We start from the raw sequence: 25,384 nt of genomic DNA on the forward strand, positions 1-25,384 counted from the left end.
CGGAAATCAACCGAGGCGCGCGGCTCAGGACCCGACGGATTGCTTCCGCCACCGGATGCCGGCGTTGATGAAGCCGTCCAGGTCGCCGTCGAACACGGCTGTGGGGTTGTTCACCTCGTGCTCGCTCCGCAGGTCCTTCACCATCTGGTACGGCGCGAGGACGTAGTTGCGGATCTGGTCGCCCCAGCTCGCCGTGATGTTGCCGGCGAGTTCCTTCTTCTTCGCGTTCTCCTCTTCCTTCTTGAGGAGCAGGAGGCGCGACTGCAGCACGCGCATGGCGGCGGCGCGGTTCTGGATCTGCGACTTCTCGTTCTGCATCGAGACGACGGTGCCGGTCGGCAGGTGGGTCAGGCGGACGGCGGAGTCCGTCGTGTTGACAGACTGGCCGCCGGGGCCGGACGAGCGGAAGACGTCGACACGGATGTCGTTCTCGGGGATGTCGATGACGGCGGTCTCCGGCATGAGCGGGATGACCTCGACCGCGGCGAACGAGGTCTGGCGCTTGCCCGCGGCGCCGAACGGCGACATCCGGACGAGGCGGTGCGTGCCGGCCTCGACCGACAGGGTACCGAAAGCGTGCGGCGCGTCGACCTCGAACGTGGCGGACTTGATGCCCGCCTCTTCCGCGTAGGAGGTGTCCATCACGGTGGTCTTGTAGCCGTGCTGCTCGGCGTACCGGAGGTACATGCGCATCAGCATCTCGGCGAAGTCCGCCGCGTCGACACCACCGGCACCGGCGCGGATCGTGATCACGGCGGGCCGGTCGTCGTACTCGCCGTCGAGGAGCGTCTGCACCTCGAGGTCGCCCATGGTCTTCTGGATCGCCTTGAGCTCGGCGACCGCTTCGTCCGCGGAGTCCTGGTCCTCGGCCTCGTTCGCCATCTCGACCAACACCTCGAGGTCGTCGATGCGCTGCTCGGTGTCGGTGATCTTCTTGAGCTCGGACTGCCGGTGCGAGAGCGCGCTCGTCACCTGCTGCGCGTGCTCGACGTCGTCCCAGAGGTCCTGCGCGCCGGCCTGCTCGCTGAGGTCGGCGATCTCGCGCTGCAGGCGGTCGACGTCGACCACGGAGCGGATGTTCCCGAAGGTCTCGCGGAGGGCGGAGATCTGCTCGTTGAAGTCCAGTTCGACCATGGTGGTCGATCCTACCGACCCAGGAGCGGTTCCCTCGACGCCATCCCCGCAGCGCCGGCCCGCGCGACTGCATCCGGCAGCGCCACGAGGAACGCGTCGACCTCGGCCTCGGTGGTGGTGTGCCCGAGGGTGATCCGGAGCGCTCCGCGGGCGTCCTGCTCGGACAGTCCCATCGCCAGGAGCACGTGCGACGCCTCGGGGACGCCGGCCTGGCACGCGGAGCCGGTCGACACCGCGACCCCGGCGGCGTCGAGCAGGAACAGCAGCGAGTCGCCCTCGCACCCCGGGAACGTGAAGTGCGCGTTGCCGGGCAGCCGGTCGACCGGGTCCCCCATCAGCACCGCGGACGGCACCGCGGCCCGGACCCCGGCGACCAGTCGGTCCCGCAGCGCCCGGACGTCCGCGTGCGGCATCGAGGCCGCGACCCCGAAGGCCGCGGCTGCCGGGGCGTCCTGCGTGCCGCTCCGCACCTGCCGCTGCTGACCACCGCCGTGGATGAGGGGCTCGACCGTGGCGCGTCGACCGAGCACGAGCGCGCCGATGCCGACCGGACCACCGATCTTGTGCGCGGAGACACTCATCGCGTCGAGCCCGGACTGCCGGAAGGACACCGGTACCTGCCCGTAGGCCGCGACCGCGTCGCTGTGCACGGGCACGCCGGCGGCGTGCGCCAGCTCGACGATCCGTGACACGGGCTGGATGGTGCCCACCTCGTTGTTCGCCCACAGGAACGTGACCAGGGCGACGTCCGAGGCATCGGCGAGTCGCGCCTCCAGGCCGGCGAGGTCGACGCGACCCTGCGCGTCCAACGGGACCACGTCGACGACCGCGCCCTCGTGGCGCTCGAGCCACTCGACCGTGTCGACGGTCGCGTGGTGTTCCCCGCCCGGCACCACGATGCGGGGACGCGGACGGTCCTGCTGGCGGGCCCAGAAGAGGCCCTTCACGGCGAGGTTGATGCTCTCCGTGCCGCCGGAGGTGAAGACCACCTCGACCGGCTCGGCGTCGAGCGACGCGGCGACGGCGGCACGGCCGTCCTCGAGCAGCATCTTCGCCTGCTGCCCTGCGCTGTGGATCGACGACGGGTTGCCGACCGTGCCGAGCGCAGCGGTGAACGCGGCGAGCGCCTCCGGCAGGATCGGCGTCGTCGCGGCGTGGTCGAGGTAAACGAGCAATCGGGGACCCCCTGAACGAGCGTCCCCAGGATACCCGTGGGTCCTCGTACCCTTGTGGGCATGCGCGAGACGGTTGTGAACGAGTCCCCGGGGTTCGTCCTGGGGGCCGGTGACCCGCGTTTCTCGGTGCGCTCGGCGACGGCGACCTCGGTCACCCTGGTGGTGGACGGGCGCGGTTCCTTCCCGCTGACGAACACGGGCGACACCTGGGCGGCGGACGTGCCGGGGGTCGAACCGGGCGACACGTACCATCTGCTCGTCGACGGGCCGACCGGGCCGCGGCACGAGTTCGACGTCACCCGGCCGCTGCTCGACCCGGCCGCACGCGGGATCGCACCGGCAGCGGGCGACGCGGACGACACGACGGGCGCGGGTCCCGCCCCGCGCTGGACGAGCGTCGTCGTGGACGACTCCTTCGACTGGGGCGGCGTCGTGAAGCCGCGCACACCCCTCGACCGGACCGTCGTGTACGAGGCGAACGTCCGGACCCTGACGGCCGCGAACCCGCACCTGCCGGAGGACCTCCGTGGCACGTACGCCGGTGTCGCCCACGAGAGCACCATCGCGCACCTGCACCGCATCGGCGTCACGACGCTCGAGCTCCTGCCCGTGCACGCCTTCGACACCGAGCACTGGCTGCAGGACGCCGGCCGCGAGAACGCGTGGGGTTACAACACCCTCGGGTTCTTCGCCCCGCACGCCGCGTACGCCTCCCCCGGCGCCCGGGCCGAGGGGGCCTCGGCCGTCCTCCGCGAGTTCAAGGGCATGGTCCGGCTGCTGCACGAGGCCGGCATCCAGGTCGTGCTCGACGTCGTCTACAACCACACGGCGGAAGAAGGGCTCGGCGGCCCGACCTCGTCGCTGCGCGGCATCGACGGCGCGAACCGGTACCGGTGGTCGGCGGACCCCGACGACGGCGGCGCCGCCGGTGGCGCCGCCGGCGACGCTGCCGGCGACGCTGCCGGCGACCCCGCCGGTGGCCGCGCCCGCGTGCGCGGCTCGTACTACGACACCACCGGCTGCGGGAACACCCTCGACACCTCGGTGGAGGCGACGGCGGACCTGATCGTCGACAGCCTCGTGTACTGGGCGCGCGAGGTGCAGGTCGACGGCTTCCGCTTCGACCTGATGGCTGCACTGGCCCGCGACGACCGCCACGTGTTCGACCCGGAGCACCCCCTGCTCGACCGGATCCGGAACCACCCCGACCTGCAGGACACCCTCGTCATCGCCGAGCCCTGGGACGTCGGACCCGACGGCTGGAAGACCGGTTCGTTCGGCGCGCGCACGAGCGAGTGGAACGACGGCTTCCGGAACACCGTCCGGCAGTTCTGGCTGACCGACATCGCCGAGGAGCGCCGCAACGGCTCCCCCGCGACCGGGATCGGCGCGCTCGCCGGGGCCCTCACCGGCTCCCGGAACCTGTTCGACACCTCCCGCGGCCCGCTCGCCGGCATCAACTTCGTCACCGCCCACGACGGCTTCACCCTGCTCGACCTGGTGTCGTACGACGGCAAGCACAACGCGGCGAACGGCGAGGACAACCGGGACGGCTCGAACGACAACCGTTCCTTCAACCACGGCATCGAGGGCGACACCGTCGACCGCGGCGTCCGCGCGGCGCGTGGACGGTCGATGCGGAACCTGCTCGGCACGCTGATGCTCTCGGCGGGCGTGCCGATGCTCACCGCGGGCGACGAGCGCAGCCGCACCCAGCACGGCAACAACAACGCGTACGTCGTCTCCGAGGACCTCACCCCGGTGAACTGGTCCGACGACGAGGACGCCGAGGCGATGACCGACGTGGTCGCCACCCTCGCCCGCCTGCGGGCCGCGCACCCGGCGCTCCGCCCGACACGGTTCGGCGTCGAGGGGCAGGAGACCCCCGGAGCCTCGCGGATGTCCTGGTACGGCCCGGACGGGCACCCGATGACGATCGAGGGCTGGGACCGTCCGATCCACCGCGCACTGCAGTACTTCGTCGAGTCCACGCCGGAGCACGAGCCGTTCGACCGCGTGCTCGTCGTGGTGCACGGCAGCGGGCGGACGCGGGACCTCACCCTGCCGGTGCGCGACGACGTCCTCGGGTACCGGCTCGTCTGGTCGAGCGAGAAGCACCGCGACCACGAGCGGCTCCGTCCCGCGGGGCAGGTGTTCACGGCGTACGGTCCGGGGATCCACGTGTTCGAGATCGCGTAGCGCGCGGGCGTCGGGTCGCGACACCGGCCGGCGTGCGGGACACCGGCCGGCGTGCGGGACACCGCCGGATCCGGCGGCGTCTCGCGACGGGCGCGGCGTCTCGCGGTGACGCGCGACCCAGCACCGGGCCTGGAGGCGCGGGACGGGTCCGCCACGCGCCTCCAGGCCGTCCCTCCACAGGTCCACGGCGCGCCCGGCCCTCCACAGAGGGCGGATTCCGGGGAACGCGGAGCCGCTCGCCGGGTAGCGTCGGCTCCGTGGCCACCGCAGACCGACCCCGCCGTCCGAAGATCGGGCGCATCCCGATCACCGAGCTCGCCCCCACGACCCCGAACGGATTCCCCGGCAAGGCGTTCGACGGCGAGGTGATCACGTTCGGTGCGACCGTCTTCCGCGAAGGGCACGGCATCATCGGCGCCGACCTCGTCCTCGAGCGCCCCGACGGCGGCACCCGCACCGTCCCGATGGTGCTCGGTGCCCCCGGCACCGACCGGTACGAGGCGACCGTGCAGGTCGACCACGTCGGCGTCTGGACGTGGCACGTCGAGTCGTACTCCGACGACTGGGCGACGTGGCTCCACGCCGCACGCCTCAAGATCGCGGCCGGCGTCGACACCGAGGCGACGCTGCTCGACGGCGCCCTGCTCCTCGACCGCCTCGCGGACGAGACCGACTCCCCCGCCGCGACCCGCGCAGCGGCACGCGTCCGCGACGCCGACCTCGACCCGGCCGAACGCCTGGCCGCCGTCGACGACCCGCGGATCACCGGCGAGGTCGAGGACGCCCCGCTGACCTCGCTCCGCACGCACTCCCCGACGGTGCTGCTCGACGTCGAGCGGACCCGTGCGGGCGTCGGCGCCTGGTACGAGTTCTTCCCGCGCAGTGAGGGGGCGAAGAAGAACGCCGACGGTTCGTGGAAGAGCGGCGACTTCCGCACCGCCGCACGGCGCCTGCCCGGGGTCGCCCGGATGGGTTTCGACGTCATCTACCTGCCGCCGATCCACCCGATCGGCACGACCGCCCGCAAGGGACCGAACAACACCCTCACGCCGGGGCCGAACGACCCCGGCAGCCCGTGGGCGATCGGTGGTCCCGAGGGCGGGCACGACGCCATCCATCCCGACCTCGGCACCGAGGACGACTTCCGCGACTTCGTCGAGACGGCGAAGAACACCGGGATGGAAGTGGCACTCGACTTCGCACTGCAGTGCTCCCCCGACCATCCGTGGGTCACCGCGCACCCGGAGTGGTTCACGGTGCGGGCGGACGGCTCCATCGCGACAGCGGAGAACCCGCCGAAGCGGTACCAGGACATCTACCCGATCCAGTTCGACACCGACCCCGAGGGCATCGTCGCCGAGGTCCTCCGCGTCCTCCGGCACTGGATCGCCTTCGGCATCCGGATCTTCCGCGTCGACAACCCGCACACCAAGCCGCTCTGGTTCTGGGAGCGCGTCATCCGTGAGATCCGCGACGAGCACCCGGACACCGTGTTCCTGGCCGAGGCGTTCACGCGCCCGGCGATGATGCGGGCCCTCGCCGAGGTCGGGTTCCAGCAGTCGTACTCGTACTTCACGTGGCGCAACTCGAAGGACGAGATCGCCGAGTACTTCGACGAGCTGTCGCACGAGACGAGCGCCTACCTCCGCCCGAACCTGTTCGTGAACACGCCGGACATCCTCACCGAGTACCTGCAGTTCGGCGGCCGTGCCGGCTACAAGATCCGTGCGGCACTGGCTGCCACGGGCGCTCCGACGTGGGGCATGTACTCCGGCTACGAGCTCTTCGAGGACGTCGCGCGTCCGGGCTCGGAAGAGAACATCGACAACGAGAAGTACGAGTACAAGCCGCGTGACTTCGCGCTGGCCGAGGCCGAGGGCGCGAGCCTCGCGCCGTACGTCACCATGCTCAACCGGTTCCGGCAGGCGCACCCTGCGCTCCGCCAGCTCCGGAACCTGCACGTGCACGACGCCGAGGACCCGGCGATCGTCGTGTACTCGAAGCACCTGCCCGGCCGGTTCATCCGCTCCGGCCGTGACGACACCGTGATCGTCGTCGCCAACGTCGATCCCCACTCGGCCCGTGAGACCACGGTCCACCTCGACCTGGCCGCGCTCGGTCTCGACCCCGAGCAGCCGTTCGACGTCCGCGACGTCGTCACCGGCCAGCGCTGGGTCTGGGGATCGTCGAACTACGTCCGCCTGGACGCATTCCAGGAACCCGTGCACCTGCTCGTCGTGGAGGGACCCCGCCGATGACCGACACCCACCCCGAGGACGACGCACCGAAGGCAGCGCCGACGAACCGGGGCCAGGGCCCCAGCGTGCCGCCGGTCCCGCCGCCTCCGCCGCCCGTGCTCCCGCGTCGGATGCCGGCCGACACGCCACGTCCGACCCACCCGGCGCAGCACATCGCACCGGGGACCCCTGCTGACCAGCAGGGCGGTGCCGAGTCCCGCGTCCCGGCGCCGAAGGCGGCCGCACCGCGGTACGAGCCGATCGCGTCCGGCCCCGGCGAGGACCTGCCCGGAGCGCCTCCGTCGCGTCGTGAGGCGCCGGACCGTGACGTCCCCGAGTCGGCGACGCTCGCGGGCCACGCGTCCGACGCGGAGCACCCGCGGCACATCGCGGTCGAGGGCGTGGCGGCGACACCCGATGCCGCCGAGCCCGCTGTCAGTCTCGGCGACGGCCCTGATGCTGGTTCCGGCACCGCCGCCACCGCCGCCACCGGCCCCGGCGACGGCGCGGACGCGCCCACCAGCGAAGGCGGGAGCCCCCTGGCACCGACCGGCACGACGACGAGCGCTGCGCAGGCCTCCGGACCGCGTCCCGCACCGGTCGAGGAGTGGCTCCGCCAGCAGGTCGCCGAGGCACGCTGGTCGCAGCCGCACGACGTACTCGGCCCGCACCCCGTCGACGGCGGCACGAGCGTCCGCGTGGTGCGGCACCTCGCGACCGCGGTCCGCCTCGTCCGGCTCGACGGCGACGACATCGAACTGACGCACGAGGGCGACGGTCTCTGGGCCGGTGCCACCGCAGAGGAACTCGGTCGCTACCGGGTCGAGGCCGACTACGACCACGACCCGTCGATCGACACCGACGACATCACGTGGACGACCGACGACGCGTACCGGTTCCCGCCGACCATCGGCGAGCTCGACCTGCACCTCTTCGGCGAAGGCCGTGACGAGCAGCTCTGGCACCACCTCGGCGCGCACGTCAAGACCGTCGACGGTGTCGACGGCGTCGCGTTCACCGTCTGGGCACCCCGCGCCACGGCGGTCCGCGTCATCGGCGACTTCGAGGGCTGGGAAGGCCGCACGACCGCGATGCGTCGGCTCACCGACCTGGGCGTGTGGGAGCTCTTCTGGCCCGGCGCGATGGTCGGCCAGCGGTACAAGTTCCAGATCCTCACGGACTCCGGATGGGTGGAGCGGGCCGACCCCTTCGCGCGCCGCGCCGAGATCGCGCCGCTGACCGCGTCCGTCATCACCCGCTCCGACTACACGTGGTCCGAGGGCGACACGCAGTGGATGGAGCACCGGGCGAAGACCACCACGCACGACCGCCCGATGAGCGTCTACGAGGTCCACCTCGGCTCGTGGCGGCCCGGGTTGTCCTACCGCGAGGCCGCCGACCAGCTGATCGGGCACGTGCAGTACCTCGGGTTCACCCACGTCGAGTTCCTGCCGCTCGCCGAGCACCCCTTCGGCGGCTCGTGGGGCTACCAGGTCACCGGGTACTACGCGCCGACCGCACGCTTCGGCTCCCCCGACGACCTCCGGTACCTCATCGACCGCCTGCACACGGCCGGCATCGGCGTGATCATGGACTGGGTCCCCGGGCACTTCCCGAAGGACGAGTGGGCACTCGGCAAGTTCGACGGCCACGCCCTGTTCGAGCACCCGGACCCGCGCCGCGGCGAGCAGCTCGACTGGGGCACCTACGTGTTCGACTTCGGGCAGCCGCAGGTGCGGAACTTCCTCGTCGCGAACGCCCTGTACTGGTTCGAGGAGTTCCACATCGACGGACTCCGCGTGGACGCCGTCGCCTCGATGCTCTACCTCGACTACTCCCGCACCGAGTGGCTGCCCAACATCCACGGCGGTCGCGAGAACCTCGAGGCGATCTCGTTCCTGCAGGAGACCAACGCCACCGCGTACAAGCGCTACCCGGGCATCGTCATGATCGCCGAGGAGAGCACCTCGTGGCCCGGCGTCACCCAGCCCACGAGCGCCGGCGGCCTCGGCTTCGGTCAGAAGTGGAACATGGGCTGGATGCACGACTCGCTCCAGTACATCGAGCGCGAACCGCTCTACCGGAGCTACCACCACGACGAGGTCACGTTCTCGTTCGTGTACGCGTTCAGCGAGCAGTTCACGCTGCCGATCAGCCACGACGAGGTCGTGCACGGCAAGGGCTCCCTGTACGGCAAGATGCCCGGCGACGAGTGGCAGAAGCGTGCGAACGTGCGCGCCTACCTGGCGTTCATGTGGGCGCATCCCGGCAAGCAGCTGCTCTTCATGGGGCAGGAGTTCGCCCAGCCCTCCGAGTGGTCCGAGGCCCGTGGGCTCGACTGGTGGCTCCTCGACGACCCGGGACACCGTGGCGTGCAGGACCTCGTCGCCTCGCTCAACCGGGTGTACCGCGAGACCCCGGCGCTGTGGACGCACGATTCCACGGCCGAGGGCTTCGAGTGGATCGAGGGCGGCGACGCTCCGCACTCCACGCTCGGGTTCCTGCGGAAGGACGGGGACGACCGGCTCGCGGTGTTCGTGAACTTCTCCGGTGTGCCGGTCGAGCGCCGCTTCGGGCTGCCCGCGGCCGGGGCGTGGCACGAGGTGCTCAACACCGACGCCGCGGAGTACGGCGGGTCCGGTGTGGGGAACCTCGGCGTGGTCACGGCGGACGACACCCCGTGGGCGGGTCGCCCGGCCTCGGCACACGTCGTCGTGCCGCCGCTCGGCGCCGTCTGGCTCAAGCTGGCGCCGTAGGCCGGCAGGGACCAGAACCAGCCACAGACGGAACGGGAGGCGCGGTGCCAGCTGGCACCGCGCCTCCCGTCCGTCCGTGTCGGGGGCTCAGTACAGGGCGCTCGCCAGGCGACGGCGGGCCGCGACGACGCGCGGGTCCTCCGCACCGATGAGCTCGAAGTACTCGACGAGCCGCACGCGCAGGGCCTCACGGTCGTCGCCGAACACCGTCGGGACGAGGTCGAGCAGGCGCCCGAAGGCGTCCTCGACGTGTCCGCCCGAGATGTCGAGGTCGGCGACGGCGAGCTGCGCCGACACCTCGGACGGCCCGGCGGCCGCGGCGGCACGGATGTCGTCCGCGGTGTGGCCGTTCAGCCGGTCGAGGAGCGACACCTGTGCGAGTCCCGCCACGGCCATCTGGTCGTGCGGGTCCTGCGCGATGGCGGTCTTGTACTCCTGGATCGCCGTGGCGTAGTCGCCCTGCTCGATCGCGTCGTACGCGGCCTGGTGGTGCGGCGGCAGGGGTTCGGGTTCCGGTTCGCCCTGCTCGACGGCGTCGGCCGGGGCCGCACCGTCGACCGTCAGGCGGCCGGAGACACCGTTCTCCTCGGCGGCGGCGAGCACCTGCTCGAAGACGTCACGGACCTGGGCCTCGGGCAGCGCACCGACGAAGAGCCCGAGGGGGCGTCCGCCGATGAGCGCGGCCACGGTCGGGATCGACTGCGCCTGGAACGCCTGCACGAGCTGCGGGTTCGTGTCGGCGTCGACCTTGGCGAGCAGCACGCGGCCGTCGTACTCGGCGGTCAGCTGCTCGAGGATCGGCGACAGCTGCTTGCACGGTCCGCACCACTCGGCCCAGATGTCGACGATCACCGGGACGATCGAGGACAGCTGGAGGACGTCCTGGAACGTCTGGTCGGTGACGTCGAGGACGAGCGACGGGACGGTCAGGTCCGCGCCGGTCTCACCACCGGGAACGCCGGGCGTACCGGGTGTTCCGGGGCCGGCGCCGGCAGGCACACCCGCGGGACCGGCGGTGGACGGCTGTTGCGGCCGCTGCGCACGGTCGACCAGGGATGACAGGTCGACTGCTCCGCGGAGACCGGACGGGGTCGGGGGGACGTTGGTCATTGCACCTCACTCGCTGCTGTCAGGCCCTGCGTGAACCCGAGCAGGACCACTTTCTCATCGCTGCCCACCGGGGGCACGGAGAAGAGCAACTGGACGCCGTAGGTGGCGGTGATGCCCTTCGTGCTGGAGTCGACGCCGGACAGCGCCTTGACGGCGCCCTCGGTGTTGACCTCGGCGCCGGCTGCGGTGGGGGTCACCTTCTCGATCTCGTTGAGCTCGGCGGAGACGAGCGCGCCGGCTCCGTCGGTCGCGATCGCCAACGCGCTGTCCGCGGGGACCTCGGACGAGTACTCGATCTTCGCGGTGTCGGGGAGCGACTCGGACTTCTTGTCCTTGTACGCCTTGCCGATCGTCGAGCGGAGACCGTCGCCCTCTGCCTGGAACAGCGACGCGTAGGCGCTGTCCTTGTCCTTCGACAGGATGTCGCCGTAGACGCGGCCGATCTGGTCGGGCGCGATCGAGAGCAGCTTCGTGTTCGGGGCGAGCAACGACGCACCGATCGACGTCGGTGCGAGGCTCGGGATCTTCGCGGCGGCCTCGAGTGACACGTCGTACGCGACCTTGTAGTCGTCGCGTGCGGAGTCCTGCACGAGCGTCAGGGCCTGCGGAGCGGACTTGGCGTCGCAGTCCTCCGCGACGACGGCGAACACCGTACGGGGCCACGAGTCGGTCTGCTGCGGCAGCGCCACGCAGACCTGGCCGGCGGAGATCGACGGCGGGGCGTCCACGTCGGTGTCCTTGGCGCGGATCGTGTAGTTGGCTTCCCGCAGCTCGAGCGCGGCGCCGGTGAAGCGACCGCCGGCGAGCCGCGCGTCGCGCGTCGCGTCCGCCTGCTTGGCGACGGCGGCGACGCGGTCGACGATCCGGCTGATCTGCTGCTTGGTCGCGGCGGTCGGCTCGGTCTGGGTGGCGGCGCCGGTCGCGGTGGCGCTCGGCGTCGGGGACGCGGCGGATCCGCCCTGCGGCCAGTAGTCCGAGGAGCACCCGGCCAGGCCGAGCGCACCGACGAGGAGCACGGGGATCGCCACGAACGCACGACGACCACGACGTCCGCGGACGGGCACCTGCGCACCGGCCGCTGCGGCACGACGCGAGGCCCGCACGCGCGGAGGACGGGACCCGCCACTCCGACGACGGGGGCCACGGCCACGGCGCTGGTGCACGAACGCCCAGACGAGCAGGACCAGACCGCCGACGAGGAACACGCCGCCGGCCACGAGGAGCGGCCCGACCGTGGGGGTCGCCGTGTCGCGCGGCCAGGTGACGGAGACGTCGCTCGGCGCCGCGGACGTGCCGTCGCCGACGATGATCACGGAGACGTCCTTCGGCAGGCGGACGGTGAACTGTCCCGCGCTGTCGTACTCCTGGTACCAGAGGTCGCTGCCGGCGGGGTCGGGCACGGTCGACTCCTTGCCCGTGGTCCGGCCGACGAGACGGTCCTGGTCGGCGTCGAAGCGCATCGTGGTGTGCTTCGCGTCACCGACCCAGGCCTCGACGTCGGTGGTCTTGCCGTAGGCGGCGAAGACCTTGCCCGATCCGGCGACGTTGATGCGCTGGTACCCGGGGTTCGCGTTGAGGGTCGAGCCCGGGATGACCGTGACCGGCGCCGAGCTCTTCGAGGAGGATGCCGCGACGAGGGACGACGGTGGCTCGAACACGGTCCGTTGTCCGACCGCGAGCGCGACGAGCAGCAGACCGATGACGAAACTGACGATCGCCAGGACGAATCGCACGGATCTTCTCCCTACCGCGCCGGGGTGGGGGTGACGGCGCGCGAATCAGCGCCCCAGGATAGCGAGCGAGCCTGAGCAGCGCATCCTCCACCGCTGTCCGCGAACACAGCCGCCCGTCCGTGCTCGCCGCTAGGATCGTGCCCGGGCCGGATCGGGCCCTCCGCCGAGCACACAGGAGCGACACGTGGCGAACGACGAGGCCGAGTTCGGGAGCGAGCTGCGCGGGTACCGCCGCGACGACGTGGACCGTGCACTGAACGACCTGCGCCGCGAGCTCATCAAGTCGAACAACGACCGCGCGGACGCTGCGAAGGAGATCCGACTCCTGCAGTCGCGCGTCTCCGAGCTGCAGGGCGAGCTCGACGAGGCCGGCACCCCGACGTACAGCGGACTCGGCACGCGCCTCGAGTCCACCCTCCGTGTCGCCGAAGAGCAGTCCACGCGACTCATCAGCCAGGCCGACATCGACGCCCAGCGACTCCGCGCGTCGAGCCGAGCCGAGGCGGAGCGCACCCTCCGTGAAGCCCAGGAAGAAGCGCGCGACACCCTCGAGGACGCCCGAACCCGCTCGACCAACGAGCTCACCCGCGCCCGCGCCGAGTCCGCCGACACCATCGAGCGTGCCCGCGCCGAGGCCGGCCTGCTCGTGCAGGACGCCCGCAACGAGGCCGCCGCACTCCGCGGTGCCGCCGTCACCGAGGCGGCCGAGGTCCGCTCCATCGCGATCCGTGAGACCAACGCGCAGCGTGCCCAGGTCGAGCACGAGGTCGCCGAGCTCCGCGAACTCGCCCAGCGCGAGTCCGCCGACGCCCGCCAGGCGTCCGCCGACCTCGACCGCGAGACCGAGCACCGTCGCAGTGTCTTCGAGGCGGACCACACCCGCCGGATCGAGGACCTCGACCTCGAGGAGCGCACCCGTCGTGACGCCCTCGAGCGTGAGGTCACCGAGGGCCGGGCAGCCTGGCACCGTGAACGCGACGAGGAGCAGCAGGCGCACGCGCTCGCGCTCGAGACCGGGCGCGCCGACCTCGCGGCCGAGGTCGACCGTCGCCGGGCCGAGCTCGAGACCGAACTGGCCGAGCGTCGTCGCGTCCTCGACGAAGAGCTCGCTGCTGCACGTGCCGAGTGGGACCGCGAGCTCGCCGGCGCACGCACGGCGCTCGAGCAGGAGATCGAGGCGGCCCGCGCCCTGCTCCGCGTCGACGAGGAACAGACCCGCGCCGAGAACGAACGCCTGACGCAGGAGACCGCCGACCGCATCGCCCGCGAGCTCGACGAGCACGCCACACGCATCGAGCGGGAGCGCGCCGAGGCCGAGGCCGTGGCGGAACGGGCAGCACGCGAGCACGAGAACGAACTGGCCGCCAGGCGGGAGCGCGAGCATGCCGAGGTCGACACCGAGATCGCGGACCGCCGCACCGCCGAACTCGGCACGCTCGAGGCCGAGCGCACCGCGCTGCGCCAGGAGATCGACACCGCGCGCGCCGACCTGACGAAGGAGCGCGACGAGGTCCGCGCCGAGATCGCCCGTGAGCGCGACGAGGCACGGACGACCCTCGAGTCCGAGCTGGCCGCTCGCCGTGACGACGCCGAGCAGGACTACCTGCAGAAGCACCACGAGACGGTCACGGAGACGCAGAAGTACCTCGACGAGGCGAACCTCCAGCTGGCCGAGGCGACGCGGCGGGCAGCCGAGGCGCGTGAGCGTGCGGAACGCCTGCAGCAGGAGGCCGACGACCTCGAGCGCACCAGCACCTCCGAGGCGCAGGAGCACGCGCGCACGATCGTCGCCGATGCGCAGGACCGTGTGCACAAGATGGTCGCCGACGCCGAGGAGCGCACCGCCGCGGTCTTCGCCGAGGCGGAGGACCGCCTCGCCGCCATCCGCACCGAGCGCGATGCGGTGGCCGCCTACCTCGAGAACCTGCGCGGCGTGCTGACGCACGCCACGGGCCTGCTCGGGACGGCGCCGGAGGGCGCCGCCGCGGACGCCGCCGACGAGGACGCCGACGCCACACGCTGACGCGCTGACGCGCTGACGCGCTGGCACGCTGGCACGCTGGCACGCCGCCATGTGCTGACGGCGGGCCGGCCTGGAGGCGCGCCACGCTCCTCCAGGCCGGCTCACGTCCGTGACGTGACCGGTCCCGGAACAGCAGGTGGGTCGCCAGCCAGACCGGCAGGTGCGTCGGCTGCTAGAGCGGCAGGTGCGTCGGCAGCGGTGCGCTGCCCGGCACGACGAGGTCCGCGATCGCGTCGAGCACGATCCGCACGTACCGTTCCCCCACCCAGAGGTGCTTCGCACCCTCGACGGGGACCACCCGCACGTTCGGCGCGATCGCGAAGCGGCGTGCCGCCTCGTCCGGCTGCAGGAAGTCGTCGTGCTCGGGCACCAGGGCGACGACCGGCACCGACGCGTCCGCCCAGCGGGCGAGTTCCTCGTCGGTGGTGCGGTGCAGCGGTGGCGACAGCAGGACCACGCCGGCGACCCGGCCGGCCTCGACGTGTTCGAGCGCGTGCTTGAGGACGACCTCGGTACCGAACGACCAGCCGACCAGCCACGGTGTCGGGAGTCCGCGCTCGACGACGTCGGTCACCGCGGCGCGGAGGTCGAATCCCTCGGAGACGCCGTCACCGAACACGCCCTCGGACGTACCACGTGGTGAGGTCACCGAGCGGAAGTTGAAGCGGAGGACCGCGATGTCGGCAAGGGCGGGGAGCCGCGCGGCCGCCTTCTTGAGCACGTGGGAGTCCATGAAGCCGTGCGCGGTGGGCAGCGGGTGCAGGGTGACGATCGTGCCGCGCGCCGGTCGGTCGAGCGGCTCCGCCAGCTCGCCCACGAGCGTGAGGTGGTCGTCGGTCACGAGCTCGACGTCGGTGCGCCGCGCGGGCAGCTCCGTGTTCGAGCGGATCTCGTCGCTCATGCCACGGTCCGGTCGGGGCTCATGCGATGCTCCAGCAGTGGTTGTGCCAGTGCCGGCGGGACGCCAGGTCGGCCTCGTCGCCGAGGACGCCGTCGGCACGCCAGACGACCACGTGCGCGATGCCCGGCATGACCGTGCCGCCGCAACCCGGGCAGACGTACTCCTTCAGCGCCGACGCCGCCGACACGGGCTGCACGAGGTACTCGCGCCCGCGACGGACCTCGGTGCGCTTCCAGGAGCTCATCAGCCGGTCGAGACCCGCTGGCTCCTCCTCAGGACCGAAGACGCGGCCACGCGGACGCCGCGGCCGGTTGCTGCGCGGCACCCGTCCCGCCGATCAGTACCAGTTGAAGGACTGGCTGTGTCCCCATGCGCCGCACGGCGTGCCGTAGACACCCGAGATGTAGTTGAGACCCCAGGTGATCTGCGTCGCCGGGTTCGTCTGCCAGTCGGCGCCGGCCGAGGCCATCTTGCTGCCGGGCAGGGCCTGCGGAATGCCGTAGGCGCCGCTGGGGTTGTACGCGTTGACGCGCCAGCCGGACTCCTTGTTCCACAGGGAGACGAGGCAGTTGTACTGGTCGGTGCCCCAGCCGCGGGCGGTGACGAGCTGCTGCGCGATCGCCTGCGCGCTGCCCGGGTCGGGCGTCGCGGCGGTGGCGGCCAGGCTGTTCGACGCGGTGACCGGCTGGGCGGCCGACGCCGTGGCGGTGTCGGTGTCCGTGTCGGTCTCGACCTTGGGCTTCGCGACGACCTTCGGCTTCGGCACGGTGACCCCGTAGGCGTCGCGCGTGACGTCGAACGCCGCGTAGGTGCCGTGCGCGGTGTAGTCCTGCGGAGCAGCCGGTGCCTTCACGAGCACGGGCGCGGAGACCGCCGCCTGCGCGACATCGGGCTGCATCGGGTTGAAGAGCGAACCGCCGACGAAACCGAAGACGGCGAAGAAGGACAGCGCCGGGATCGTCGCGCGCTTCCGCATGAAGGTGTTGACGCCACGGATCGCGGTCGGCTTCGACGGAGCGGCGATCGCGCGGGCGCGGCGCTGCTTCACGATGCGCGGGTCGGACGGTGTCGCGGCACGAACGGCAGCCGAGGCGCCCGTCCGCGGTTCGGACACGCGGTTGGCCGCGACCGACCGGGGGGCGCTGCGCTGTTCTGAGGCGCTGCGCGGTCCGGGGGCGCTCACCGGGGCGGTCGGCACCGATGCCGTCGCCACCTGCGGGTTCGCCTGGAGGACCGAGTTCTCCGCCGTGCGGGTTCGGTTCAGTGCCGCGCGGCGCTCACCGGCGGCCGTGAGGCCGAGGTGCTCGCGGGTATCGCGGTCGGAGCTGGTGTTCGACGTGTGCCTGCCCATGAGTTCGACCAGGATAACGGAACGATCACGGAAAGCGAAGCACCCGACACCAGCGCGTCGTCACCGGACAGCGAGCATGACCTCGACGACGGCGTCGAGCAGGGCGTCGACCTGGGCTTCGCGGTACCCACCGTGCTTCGGCCGGAAGACGATCGAGCGCACCTCGGTGAGGCTCAGCGGCTTGCCCTCACGGAAGTAGCCGCCGAGACGCTTGGCGAACGCGTCGACGTCCTTCGGGTGGTAGCCGGTGCCGAGGAAGCTGACCCGGCTGAACCGCTGCCCGTCGGGCCGCTCCAGTCGGTCGACCACGTCGGAGGCCTTCGAGCGCGCCTCGGCGTACCAGGCCTTCTGCCCGACGTCCGCCATCTCCCGCTCGCGCTCACGGGCGGCGAAGGCGTCCTCGAGCCGCTCGAGGGCCGCGTCGACGTGCGCGGTCGAGTACCCGCCCTTCCGCATCGAGAACGCGGTCGCGCGGATCTTCGCCGCCTCGATCCCGGGAGCGCTGTCGTTCGCCGTGTAGGCGCGACGAGCGTCCTCGAGGAAGCGCTCGACCTCGTCGACGTCGTATCCGAGGGCGGAGCGGTCTGCGTTCGGGAAGGTGGTGGCCACGGCGACATTCTGCCAGGACCGGACCCTGGTGCCACCTGGACGCGCGGTGCACGTCACGCAGCAGTCAGTGGTTGATGACGAGGTAGAGCACGTACGCCACCGCGGACGACGGCAGGATGCTGTCGATCCGGTCGAGCAGCCCACCGTGACCCGGCAGGAACGACGAGATGTCCTTGATGCCGAGGTCCCGCTTGATCATCGACTCGGTCAGGTCGCCGAGCGTCGCCGAGCCGGAGATGAGCACGCCGAGGATGATGCCCGCCCACCACGGCAGCCCGAGCATGAGCCACGACACGATGATCCCGACGACGATGCTCGCCGCGACCGAGCCGGCGAAGCCCTCCCACGTCTTCTTCGGGCTGATCCGCGGCGCCATCGGGTGCTTGCCGAGGTTGAGCCCCGTCGCGTACGCACCGGTGTCGACCGCCACCACCACCAGGATGAACGCGATCACCCACAGCTGACCGTCCCGCTGCGCCGACAGCAGCACCACGCAGGCGCCGAGCAACGTGATGTACGCCTGGACGAAGAGCCCGTTCGTCAGGTCGCGGAAGACGTTGCCCGCCGGCGGCTTCGGGTTCGTGAACGCGACCTCGACCAACCGCCAGAGGCTGATGAGGACGATGCCGCCGAGCAGGGTGAAGAGCGCCGGGATCTGGCCGCCGAGGAACGCGGCCGGCACGATCGCCACCGCCACCGCCACGCTCGGGATCCGCGGCACGTCGCGCCCCGCGAAGCGCATGGCGCTCGCGAGCTCGTACACACCGACGCCGAGCAGGAACGCCGCGACGACCATGAACGACGGCGTCCAGATGAGCAACGACCCGAGCATGACGACGGCGAACGCCAGCGCGATGCCGATCGCCGCGGGCAGGTTGCGCCCGGTCCGTGCGGTCAGTGCCTCGTTGCGCGCGCCGAAGTCGGCCTTCCGTTGCCGGAGCTGCGCCTCGAAGTCCGTGCGGGCAGCTCGTGCCCGCGCATCGAAGTCCTGGCGCAGCCCCTTCGCGGAACGCTTCTGTGCTGTGGGGCGGTCATCGCCGCCCTGGTCTGGACGGGGCATCAGACCTCGAGGAGTTCGGCTTCCTTCTTCTTCAGCGCGTCGTCGATCTGATCGACGTGCTTCTTCGTCAGGCCCTCGAGGTCCTTGTCGCCACGCGAGATCTCGTCGTCGGAGATCTCACCCTTCAGCGCGTCGAGGTCGTCCTTCGCCCGGCGGCGGATGTTGCGGATGACGACCTTGTGGTCCTCACCCTTGCTGCGCACGAGCTTCACGAACTCCTTGCGGCGGTCCTTCGTGAGCTCGGGGATCGTGACGCGCACGATCTCGCCGTCGTTCGACGGGCTGGCGCCGAGGTTCGGGAACGTCGCGATCGCGCGCTCGATCTCCTTGAGCGCCGACTTGTCGTACGGCGTCACGATGAGCGTGCGGGCCTCGGGCGTCTGCAGCGACGCGAGCTGCGCCAGCGGCGTCGGCGTGCCGTAGTACTCGACCGGGATCTTCTGGAAGAGCGCGGCGTTGATCCGGCCGGTTCGGACGGTCGAGAAGTCGTCCTTGGCGACCTCCACGGCCTTCGCCATCTTCTCGGTGGCTTCGGTCAGGACATCACTGATCACGGTGGTTCTCCTTCGGTACTGGCGTCGAGTCTAGTCAGCGGCCGGGGTCAGTTGCTGACCACGGTGCCGATGCGTTCGCCCCGGATCGCCGCTGCGACGTTGCCCTCGCCCTCCATGCCGAACACGTGCATCGGCATGCCGTTGTCCATGCAGAGCGAGAACGCGGTCGCGTCGACCACCTTGAGGCCCTTGAGGAGCGCGTCCTGGTAGGTGACGTGGTGCAGCTTCTCGGCGGTGGCGTCCTTCTTGGGGTCGGCGGTGTAGACGCCGTCGACGCCGTTCTTCGCGACGAGGACCTCGTGCGCGTCGATCTCGAGCGCACGCTGCGCAGCGACCGTGTCGGTGGAGAAGTACGGCAGCCCGGCACCCGCGCCGAAGATCACGATGCGGCCCTTCTCGAGGTGCCGCTCGGCGCGCCGCGGGATGTACGGCTCTGCGACCTGGGTCATGCTGATCGCCGACTGCACGCGCGTGGCGGCACCGGCCTGCTCGAGGAAGTCCTGCAGGGCGAGGGCGTTCATCACCGTGCCGAGCATGCCCATGTAGTCCGCGCGACCTCGGTCCATCCCGCGCTGCGAGAGCTCGGCGCCGCGGAAGAAGTTGCCGCCGCCGACGACGATCGCGACCTCGACCTCCTGCGCCGCGACGGCGATCTCCTTCGCGATGGCGCTGATGACGTCCGGGTTCACCCCGAGCGAACCAGCACCGAACGCCTCCCCCGACAGCTTCAGCAGAACTCGGCGGCGTCCGGTCTTCTCGTTCGTCATGTGGTCGCACCCTTCGTCGAAATGTCTCGTGGGAATCTACCCGGCCGCAGCCGGTCCGGCGGAGGCGGGTCGCGCCTCCAGGCCGGGTCCGCGCGTGTCAGCGCGCGAAAACGGGGCCAGGAACCGATGTGGTTCCTGACCCCGTCACGGGTTCGTTACGCGCCGACCTTGACGCGGGCGAAGCCCTGGATCGTGATGCCGGCGTTCTCGGCGGCCTTCGCGACGGAGATCTTGTTGTCCTTCGCGTAGTCCTGGTCGAGCAGCGACACCTGCTTGATGAAGGCGTTGAGACGACCCTCGACGATCTTCGGCAGGGCGGCCTCCGGCTTGCCCTCCTCGCGCGTGATCGCCTCGACGGTCGCGCGCTCCTTCTCGATCGCCTCGGCCGGGACCTCGCCGCGGTTGAGGTACGTCGGGTTGGCGAACGCGACGTGCTGCGCGATCGAGCGCGCCTCGGCGGCGTCCGAGCCCAAGTAGGCGATGACGACGGCGATCTGCGGCGGGAGGTCCTGGCTGGTCTTGTGCAGGTAGACCTCGAACTCGTCGCCCTCGACACGGGTGACCGTGCGGAGCTCGAGCTTCTCACCGAGCGCGGCGGCGTTCTCGTCGATGACCTCGGCGACGGTCTTGCCGTCGAGCGGCGCGGCGTTGCCGGCTGCGACGTCAGCGGCACCGACGGCGGCGACCGCGGCGACGACCTTGTCGGCGAGCGAGGTGAACCGCTCGTTCTTCGCGACGAAGTCGGTCTCGCTCGCGAGCTCGACGACCGTGGCGGCGCCGTTCTCGGTGGTCGCGACGACGACACCTTCGGAGGTGGCACGGTCGTCGCGCTTGGCGACGGCCTTCGCACCCTTGATGCGGAGCAGCTCGACGGCCCGGTCGTAGTCACCATCGGCCTCGACGAGGGCGTTCTTGGCGTCCATCATGCCGGCCCCGAGGTCCTCACGGAGCTTCTTCACGTCAGCAAGGCTGTAGTTGGCCATTGACTGGAGTCCTTTCTGGACTGTGCGTTTGTGGGGAGAGAGAAGGGGCGCCGAGCCGATCGGCCCGACGCCCCCGGTGGTCACTCGGCGGGGGTGGTCTCCGCTGCGGCCTCGGCCTCGGCCGTGGGCTCGGCGTTCTTCGCGTCGTCGGCGATCGGCTCGCCGATCTCCTTCGCGGCGACCTGCGCGTCAGCGTCGTTCTCCTCGACGGTGCTGCCCTCAGGAGCGGCATCGGCGGACGGCGTCGCGGACTCGGCCGGAGCGGACTCGCCACCGAGGAGCTCCTGCTCCCACTCGGCGAGCGGCTCGGCGGCCGCCTCGTCGTCGCCACCGTTGTGACGGGTCTTCAGGCCCTCGGCCGCGGCGTCGGCGACGATGCGGGTGAGGAGACCGACGGAGCGGATCGCGTCGTCGTTGCCCGGGATCGGGTACGTGATCTCGTCCGGGTCGCAGTTGGTGTCGAGGATGCCGATGATCGGGATCCCGAGCTTCTGCGCCTCGTCGACGGCGAGGTGCTCCTTCTTCGTGTCGACGATCCAGAGCGCGCTCGGGGTCCGCGTGAGGTTGCGGATACCACCGAGGGTCTTGTGGAGCTTGTCCAGCTCGCGCTTCTTGATGAGGAGCTCCTTCTTGGTGAAGCCCTTCGTCGTGTCGTCGAAGTCGATCTCCTCGAGCTCCTTCATGCGCGCGAGGCGCTTGGAGACCGTCTGGAAGTTCGTGAGCAGACCGCCGAGCCAACGCTGGTTGACGTACGGCTGGCCGACGCGGGTCGCCTGCTCGGCGATGGAGCCCTGCGCCTGCTTCTTGGTGCCCACGAAGAGGATGGTCCCACCGTGCGCGACCGTCTCCTTGACGAAGTCGTACGCGCGGTCGATGAAGGCCAGCGACTGCTGCAGGTCGATGATGTGGATGCCGGAGCGCTCGGCGAGGATGAATCGCTTCACCTTCGGGTTCCACCGACGGGTCTGGTGTCCGAAGTGAACGCCGCTGTCGAGCAGCTGGCGGATGGTGACGACGGCCATGCCGTCCCTCCTGGTTCTCGGCACGCGGCTGTTGAGCCGCGCGCGCGGTTGCGGTTGTGTCGGTCACGACCCGGTGGTCGTGGCCCCTGGCGCCCTGTCCGCACGGCCGCCCACTCGTTGGAGCGGGACCGGTGGCCGCGTGACGTGCCGTTGCCGGCACTGTGGACGCGCGAAGTCAGCGCGCTCAGCGCGCTGCTGGATAGATGCTAACAGACTGGAGGCCCGGATCACGTCCGCCGATCGGCTCACGTGATCCGGGCCTCCAGGCCAGATCGATGGTGCGTGTCAGGCCTTGGCGCTGACCGTGTCCCCCTCGGCCGAGATGCCCATCTCCTCGAGGGAGCGGCCCTTCGTCTCCGGGATCTTCGCGATGACGAAGAAGAGGGAGAGCAGGGCGAACAGGGCGTAGATGCCGTACGTCACGGTGAGGTTGAAGCCGGACAGCACCGGGAACGAGATCGTGACGATGAAGTTCGCGATCCAGTTCGCCGCCGAGCCGATGCCCAGCGCGGTCGCGCGGATGCGGTTCGGGAACATCTCGCCGAGCAGCACCCACATGAGCGGACCCCACGTCGCGCCGAACGAGACGACGAAGAGGTTCGCGAAGACGAGCGCGATGACGCCCCACGAGCCGGGCAGGCTCGGAGCGCCGTCCACGATCGTCGACTGCGAGAACGCGATCGCGACCATGGTCAGCGAGATGAACATGCCCGCCGAACCCGCGACGAGGAGCGGCTTCCGGCCGACCTTGTCGACGAGGAAGATCGCGATGAAGGTGACCGCCACGTTGACGATCGAGGTGATCGTCGAGATGAGGAACGAGTCGCTCTCCTTGAACCCGACGGCCTGCCAGAGCGTCGTCGAGTAGTAGAAGATCACGTTGATGCCGACGAACTGCTGCAGCACCGCCAGGATGATGCCGACCCAGACGATGGGCTGGAGACCGAAGCGGTTGCCCCGGATGGAGCCCTTCTTCTCGTTGGCCTCCTTCTTGATGCCGTCCTGGATCTCCTCGAGGCTGGTGTTCACCGTGTCGCGGGGGACGATCTTCGTCATCACCTCACGCGCGTCGTCCGTTCGGCCCTTCGTGAGCAGGTAGCGCGGCGACTCGGGCAGCGTGATCGCCAGGATGCCGTAGACGACCGACGGGATCACCCCGACCAGGAACATCCAGCGCCAGGCCGGCAGTCCGAAGACCTCGGCCGAGGCGCTGCCCGCGGTGACGGCGAAGAACTGGTCGGAGAGCAGCGCGGCGAAGATACCGAGCGTGATCGCGAGCTGCTGGAACGAGGCCAGACGCCCACGGATCGCCTTCGGGGAGACCTCGGAGATGTACGCCGGCGCGATGACCGACGCGGTGCCGATCCCGAGACCGCCGACGAGGCGCCACAGGACGAAGTCCCACGTGGCGAACGCGAAGCCGGACCCGATCGAGGAGACCAGGAACAGCACGGCCGCCCAGAACATCACCCGGGTGCGACCCCAGCGGTCGGCCAGGCGACCGGCGAAGTAGGCGCCGAACGCGCAGCCGATGAGGGCCGAGGCGACCGCGAAGCCGCTCGCGGCCTCGGACAAGGAGAACTCGTCCTTGATGGCGTCGACCGCGCCGTTGATGACGGATGAGTCGAATCCGAAGAGGAAGCCGCCGACGGCCGCCGCGATGGCGAACAGCGTGACCTTCCCCTTGAAGGCACGGTCTTCGCCGTGCTGCGTGGTCGCGTTCGACACGATGCTCCTGGGTTCTGCCGCCGTGCTGCTGTGGGCACGCTGCCCCGGCGGTCGGCTGGTTCGCCGTCCGAGCGGCGTTGCGTGTTCCGGAGCGGCCCCGACTGTACTCCAGAGATGCCGACTCGGAACGACATGGTCGACGTCGCACGGTGCGCCCGCGCCTCCTCCACAGGCCTGGAGGCGCGCCCCACCGCTCACAGATCGGCCCGCGCCCGGCGTTCCGCGCCTCCAGACCGGCACGCTCGTCCCATGCGATCCGGCCCACCTCCGCGACCCGGCTCTGCCGTCGCGTTCCCCGTGGCGCGGCACCGCACCGCCGCTCCGCTCGTGCGGCTCGTGCTGCTCGTCGGCTCGCTGCTCGTCGGATCGCTGCTCGCCGGGTCGGTGCTCGCCGGGACGGCCCCGGTCCGTGCCGACGCTGCCGGTGCTGCCGGTGCTGACGCAGCCGGCGCTGACGCGTCCGGTGCTGACGCGTCGGGTGCTGAGGCGTCGGGTGCTGACGCCGGCTCCGACGAGACCCCAGTCACCGGGTCGGATGCGGCCGCGCCGTGGGTGTGGCCGACCGGCACGAGGGTGGTCGTCCGGCCGTGGGATGCACCCGCGGACGACTACTCGGCGGGGCACCGGGGACTGGACGTCCCGGCGGCGCTCGGCACAGCGGCCGTCGCGGTCGACGACGGCACCGTGGCGTTCGCCGGATCGGTCGGCGGACGTCAGGTGGTGACCGTCGACCACGGCGACGGGCTGGTCAGCACGCTCGACTCGATCTCGCCCAAGGTCGCGGCAGGAGACGTCGTGGAACAGGGCGACGAGGTCGGCGCTGTTGCCGTCGGCCACTGCCCGGCTGCCGTGCCGTGTCTGCACCTCGGTGCCCGGATCGATGGTCGGTACGTCAACCCGACGCCGTACCTGCCGGCCGCCGAGTGGCCGGTGCTGCTGCCCGAGAGCGCCTGGGACGGCTGACGGCGTCGGGACTGCGGCGGGCGGTGCGCGATGTGCGGTGTGCGGTGTGCGGTGTGCGCTCTGTGCGCTATGCGGCGGCACTGCGCGCGGGCACTTCGGCGCGGGCGCTGCGGCGCGCCGTGCGCCGGCGTCAGGCGCGCGGGTGTGCCGTCCGGTAGACCTCCCGGAGTCGCGCCGACGAGACGTGCGTGTAGATCTGCGTGGTGCCGAGGCTGGCGTGACCGAGCAACTCCTGCACGGCACGGAGGTCCGCTCCCCCGTCGAGCAAGTGCGTCGCGGCCGTGTGCCGGAAGGTGTGCGGACCGCTCGGCCCCTCGCCCGGCAGGTCCTGGAGCAGCCGTGCCACGATCCGGTAGGCGCCACGGACCCCGAGCCGCGCGCCCCGGTCGCCGAGGAACAGCGCACGAGGGTCGGAGCCCTCGGACCGCGCCGCGACGACGGGCCGCCCGCGGTCCAGCCACGCCTCGAGCGCGTCACGGGCCGGCACGCCGAACGGCACGACGCGCTCGCGCCCGCCCTTGCCGAGCACCCGGACGGTGAGGCGCTCGCGGTCCAGGTCGAGCACGTCGATGCCGACGAGTTCGCTCACCCGGATGGCCGCCGCGTACAGGAGCTCCACGACGGCGAGGTCACGCAGCGCCACCGGGTCGTCCGCCGCGGCACGTCCCGCCAGCCCGTCCAGGATCGAACGCACCTGGTCCGACGACACCACCCGCGGCAGGTGCGCCGCGCCCTTCGGAGCCCGGAGCCGCACACCCGGATCGACGGCCAGCACCCCGGACTCGCTCGCCCAGCGGGTGAACGCCCGCACGGATGACGATCGGCGCGCGATCGTCGACCGCGCGAGTCCGCGGTGGTCGGCGTCCCACAGCCAGTCGCGGAGGAGTTCGAGCCCCAGGTCACCGACCGACTCGACTCCACGGGCTGCGCTGAACGTGACCAGCTGCTCGAGGTCGTTCGCGTACGCCCGGACCGTCTGCTCGCTGAGCCCCCGGGCGTACCGCGCATGGGAGAGGAAGGCGTCGACCACCACCGCCAGTCGTCCGTCCGTCCGCTCCGCCACGACCCCAGCGTAGGTC

General features: G+C 71.2%; 20 protein-coding genes. 5 read left to right on the forward strand and 15 right to left on the reverse strand.

All coding sequences use genetic code 11. The annotated features are described in order from the left end of the window. Window positions 1-24 precede the first annotated feature (24 nt). Together prfB and DEJ28_RS10980 are read right to left on the reverse strand one after the other, a co-directional pair. Window positions 25-1,134, reverse strand: a complete 1,110-nt coding sequence (prfB, locus tag DEJ28_RS10975) for a peptide chain release factor 2 (RefSeq protein WP_111115768.1) — start codon at window positions 1,132-1,134, stop codon at window positions 25-27. 11 nt (window positions 1,135-1,145) lie between these two features. Next, entirely contained in the window at window positions 1,146-2,309 is a 1,164-nt protein-coding gene (locus tag DEJ28_RS10980; protein ID WP_111115767.1) for a cysteine desulfurase family protein, read from the reverse strand. A gap of 60 nt (window positions 2,310-2,369) precedes the next feature. Here DEJ28_RS10980 and DEJ28_RS10985 point away from each other — a divergent pair, with 60 nt between their 5' ends. The 3 genes from DEJ28_RS10985 to glgB all read left to right on the forward strand — a co-directional run bounded on the left by DEJ28_RS10985 (window position 2,370) and on the right by glgB (window position 9,501). Continuing rightward, the gene (locus DEJ28_RS10985; protein WP_111115766.1) at window positions 2,370-4,508 is read left to right on the forward strand and encodes a glycogen debranching protein; all 2,139 of its coding nucleotides are present in this window, start codon (window positions 2,370-2,372) and stop codon (window positions 4,506-4,508) included. Window positions 4,509-4,765: 257 nt separating this feature from the next. Continuing rightward, complete coding sequence (locus DEJ28_RS10990) at window positions 4,766-6,766, forward strand: alpha-1,4-glucan--maltose-1-phosphate maltosyltransferase (protein ID WP_181433723.1); 2,001 nt, start codon at window positions 4,766-4,768, stop codon at window positions 6,764-6,766. After that, window positions 6,763-9,501: a 1,4-alpha-glucan branching protein GlgB gene (gene glgB, locus DEJ28_RS10995; protein WP_258368075.1), complete on the forward strand. Its 2,739-nt coding sequence runs from the start codon at window positions 6,763-6,765 to the stop codon at window positions 9,499-9,501. The genes DEJ28_RS10990 and glgB overlap by 4 nt, the downstream gene beginning before the upstream one ends. Window positions 9,502-9,588: 87 nt before the next feature. Here the strand turns inward: glgB and DEJ28_RS11000 are convergent, their stop codons facing one another. Continuing rightward, window positions 9,589-10,611 (reverse strand): tetratricopeptide repeat protein, encoded by a 1,023-nt coding sequence (locus tag DEJ28_RS11000; RefSeq protein ID WP_111115765.1) that lies wholly within the window; start codon window positions 10,609-10,611, stop codon window positions 9,589-9,591. Continuing rightward, a complete protein-coding gene (locus tag DEJ28_RS11005; protein WP_111115764.1) occupies window positions 10,608-12,344 on the reverse strand; it encodes a DUF8094 domain-containing protein in 1,737 nt (578 codons plus the stop codon). The genes DEJ28_RS11000 and DEJ28_RS11005 overlap by 4 nt, the downstream gene beginning before the upstream one ends. Window positions 12,345-12,528: 184 nt before the next feature. On the opposite strand from DEJ28_RS11005, the gene DEJ28_RS11010 reads away from it, so the two are divergent. After that, window positions 12,529-14,367: a coiled-coil domain-containing protein gene (locus DEJ28_RS11010; protein ID WP_111115763.1), complete on the forward strand. Its 1,839-nt coding sequence runs from the start codon at window positions 12,529-12,531 to the stop codon at window positions 14,365-14,367. Between the two features lie 172 nt (window positions 14,368-14,539). On the opposite strand, the gene DEJ28_RS11015 is transcribed toward DEJ28_RS11010, so the two are convergent. The 10 genes from DEJ28_RS11015 to DEJ28_RS11060 all read right to left on the reverse strand — a co-directional run bounded on the left by DEJ28_RS11015 (window position 14,540) and on the right by DEJ28_RS11060 (window position 23,342). After that, on the reverse strand, window positions 14,540-15,268 hold the full coding sequence (locus DEJ28_RS11015) for an alpha/beta hydrolase (protein WP_111115762.1): 729 nt from the start codon (window positions 15,266-15,268) through the stop codon (window positions 14,540-14,542). A gap of 19 nt (window positions 15,269-15,287) precedes the next feature. After that, window positions 15,288-15,593, reverse strand: a complete 306-nt coding sequence (locus DEJ28_RS11020) for an Rv1322 family protein (RefSeq protein WP_181433722.1) — start codon at window positions 15,591-15,593, stop codon at window positions 15,288-15,290. A gap of 12 nt (window positions 15,594-15,605) precedes the next feature. Continuing rightward, window positions 15,606-16,619, reverse strand: coding sequence for an aggregation-promoting factor C-terminal-like domain-containing protein (locus DEJ28_RS18075; RefSeq protein WP_502866928.1), 1,014 nt, complete (start codon window positions 16,617-16,619; stop codon window positions 15,606-15,608). Between the two features lie 60 nt (window positions 16,620-16,679). Further along, window positions 16,680-17,228, reverse strand: a complete 549-nt coding sequence (locus DEJ28_RS11030) for a DivIVA domain-containing protein (RefSeq protein ID WP_111115760.1) — start codon at window positions 17,226-17,228, stop codon at window positions 16,680-16,682. 64 nt (window positions 17,229-17,292) lie between these two features. After that, a complete protein-coding gene (locus DEJ28_RS11035; protein ID WP_181433721.1) occupies window positions 17,293-18,288 on the reverse strand; it encodes a phosphatidate cytidylyltransferase in 996 nt (331 codons plus the stop codon). After that, complete coding sequence (gene frr / locus DEJ28_RS11040; protein ID WP_111115759.1) at window positions 18,288-18,842, reverse strand: ribosome recycling factor; 555 nt, start codon at window positions 18,840-18,842, stop codon at window positions 18,288-18,290. Before frr ends, DEJ28_RS11035 begins: the two co-directional genes overlap by 1 nt. A gap of 47 nt (window positions 18,843-18,889) precedes the next feature. Further along, window positions 18,890-19,609 carry a UMP kinase gene (gene pyrH, locus DEJ28_RS11045; protein WP_111115758.1) on the reverse strand — a complete coding sequence of 240 codons (720 nt, stop codon included), beginning with the start codon at window positions 19,607-19,609 and terminating at the stop codon, window positions 18,890-18,892. A gap of 155 nt (window positions 19,610-19,764) precedes the next feature. After that, the gene (tsf, locus tag DEJ28_RS11050; RefSeq protein WP_111115757.1) at window positions 19,765-20,592 is read right to left on the reverse strand and encodes a translation elongation factor Ts; all 828 of its coding nucleotides are present in this window, start codon (window positions 20,590-20,592) and stop codon (window positions 19,765-19,767) included. A gap of 80 nt (window positions 20,593-20,672) precedes the next feature. Beyond that, the gene (gene rpsB / locus DEJ28_RS11055) at window positions 20,673-21,614 is read right to left on the reverse strand and encodes a 30S ribosomal protein S2 (RefSeq protein WP_111115756.1); all 942 of its coding nucleotides are present in this window, start codon (window positions 21,612-21,614) and stop codon (window positions 20,673-20,675) included. Window positions 21,615-21,899: 285 nt separating this feature from the next. Then, window positions 21,900-23,342, reverse strand: a complete 1,443-nt coding sequence (locus DEJ28_RS11060) for a sugar porter family MFS transporter (protein WP_258368074.1) — start codon at window positions 23,340-23,342, stop codon at window positions 21,900-21,902. A gap of 249 nt (window positions 23,343-23,591) precedes the next feature. Here DEJ28_RS11060 and DEJ28_RS11065 point away from each other — a divergent pair, with 249 nt between their 5' ends. After that, complete coding sequence (locus DEJ28_RS11065) at window positions 23,592-24,305, forward strand: murein hydrolase activator EnvC family protein (protein ID WP_181433720.1); 714 nt, start codon at window positions 23,592-23,594, stop codon at window positions 24,303-24,305. Between the two features lie 130 nt (window positions 24,306-24,435). On the opposite strand, the gene DEJ28_RS11070 is transcribed toward DEJ28_RS11065, so the two are convergent. After that, window positions 24,436-25,368, reverse strand: a complete 933-nt coding sequence (locus DEJ28_RS11070) for a tyrosine recombinase XerC (protein WP_111115754.1) — start codon at window positions 25,366-25,368, stop codon at window positions 24,436-24,438. Between the last annotated feature and the right edge of the window lie 16 nt (window positions 25,369-25,384).

It is taken from the genome of Curtobacterium sp. MCPF17_002 (assembly GCF_003234115.2).
GTDB lineage: Bacteria > Actinomycetota > Actinomycetes > Actinomycetales > Microbacteriaceae > Curtobacterium.

Excerpts from the sequence above, each read along its gene's own strand:
- DEJ28_RS11015 (WP_111115762.1), bottom strand. The coding sequence starts at position 15,268 with ATGAGCGACGAGATCCGCTCGAACACGGAGCTGCCCGCGCGGCGCACC.
- DEJ28_RS11000 (WP_111115765.1), bottom strand. The coding sequence starts at position 10,611 with ATGACCAACGTCCCCCCGACCCCGTCCGGTCTCCGCGGAGCAGTCGAC.
- DEJ28_RS11065 (WP_181433720.1), top strand. The coding sequence starts at position 23,592 with ATGCGATCCGGCCCACCTCCGCGACCCGGCTCTGCCGTCGCGTTCCCC.
- DEJ28_RS10985 (WP_111115766.1), top strand. The coding sequence starts at position 2,370 with ATGCGCGAGACGGTTGTGAACGAGTCCCCGGGGTTCGTCCTGGGGGCC.
- rpsB (WP_111115756.1), bottom strand. The coding sequence starts at position 21,614 with ATGGCCGTCGTCACCATCCGCCAGCTGCTCGACAGCGGCGTTCACTTC.
- prfB (WP_111115768.1), bottom strand. The coding sequence starts at position 1,134 with ATGGTCGAACTGGACTTCAACGAGCAGATCTCCGCCCTCCGCGAGACC.
- pyrH (WP_111115758.1), bottom strand. The coding sequence starts at position 19,609 with ATGACGAACGAGAAGACCGGACGCCGCCGAGTTCTGCTGAAGCTGTCG.
- DEJ28_RS18075 (WP_502866928.1), bottom strand. The coding sequence starts at position 16,619 with ATGGGCAGGCACACGTCGAACACCAGCTCCGACCGCGATACCCGCGAG.
- tsf (WP_111115757.1), bottom strand. The coding sequence starts at position 20,592 with ATGGCCAACTACAGCCTTGCTGACGTGAAGAAGCTCCGTGAGGACCTC.
- DEJ28_RS11035 (WP_181433721.1), bottom strand. The coding sequence starts at position 18,288 with ATGCCCCGTCCAGACCAGGGCGGCGATGACCGCCCCACAGCACAGAAG.
- glgB (WP_258368075.1), top strand. The coding sequence starts at position 6,763 with ATGACCGACACCCACCCCGAGGACGACGCACCGAAGGCAGCGCCGACG.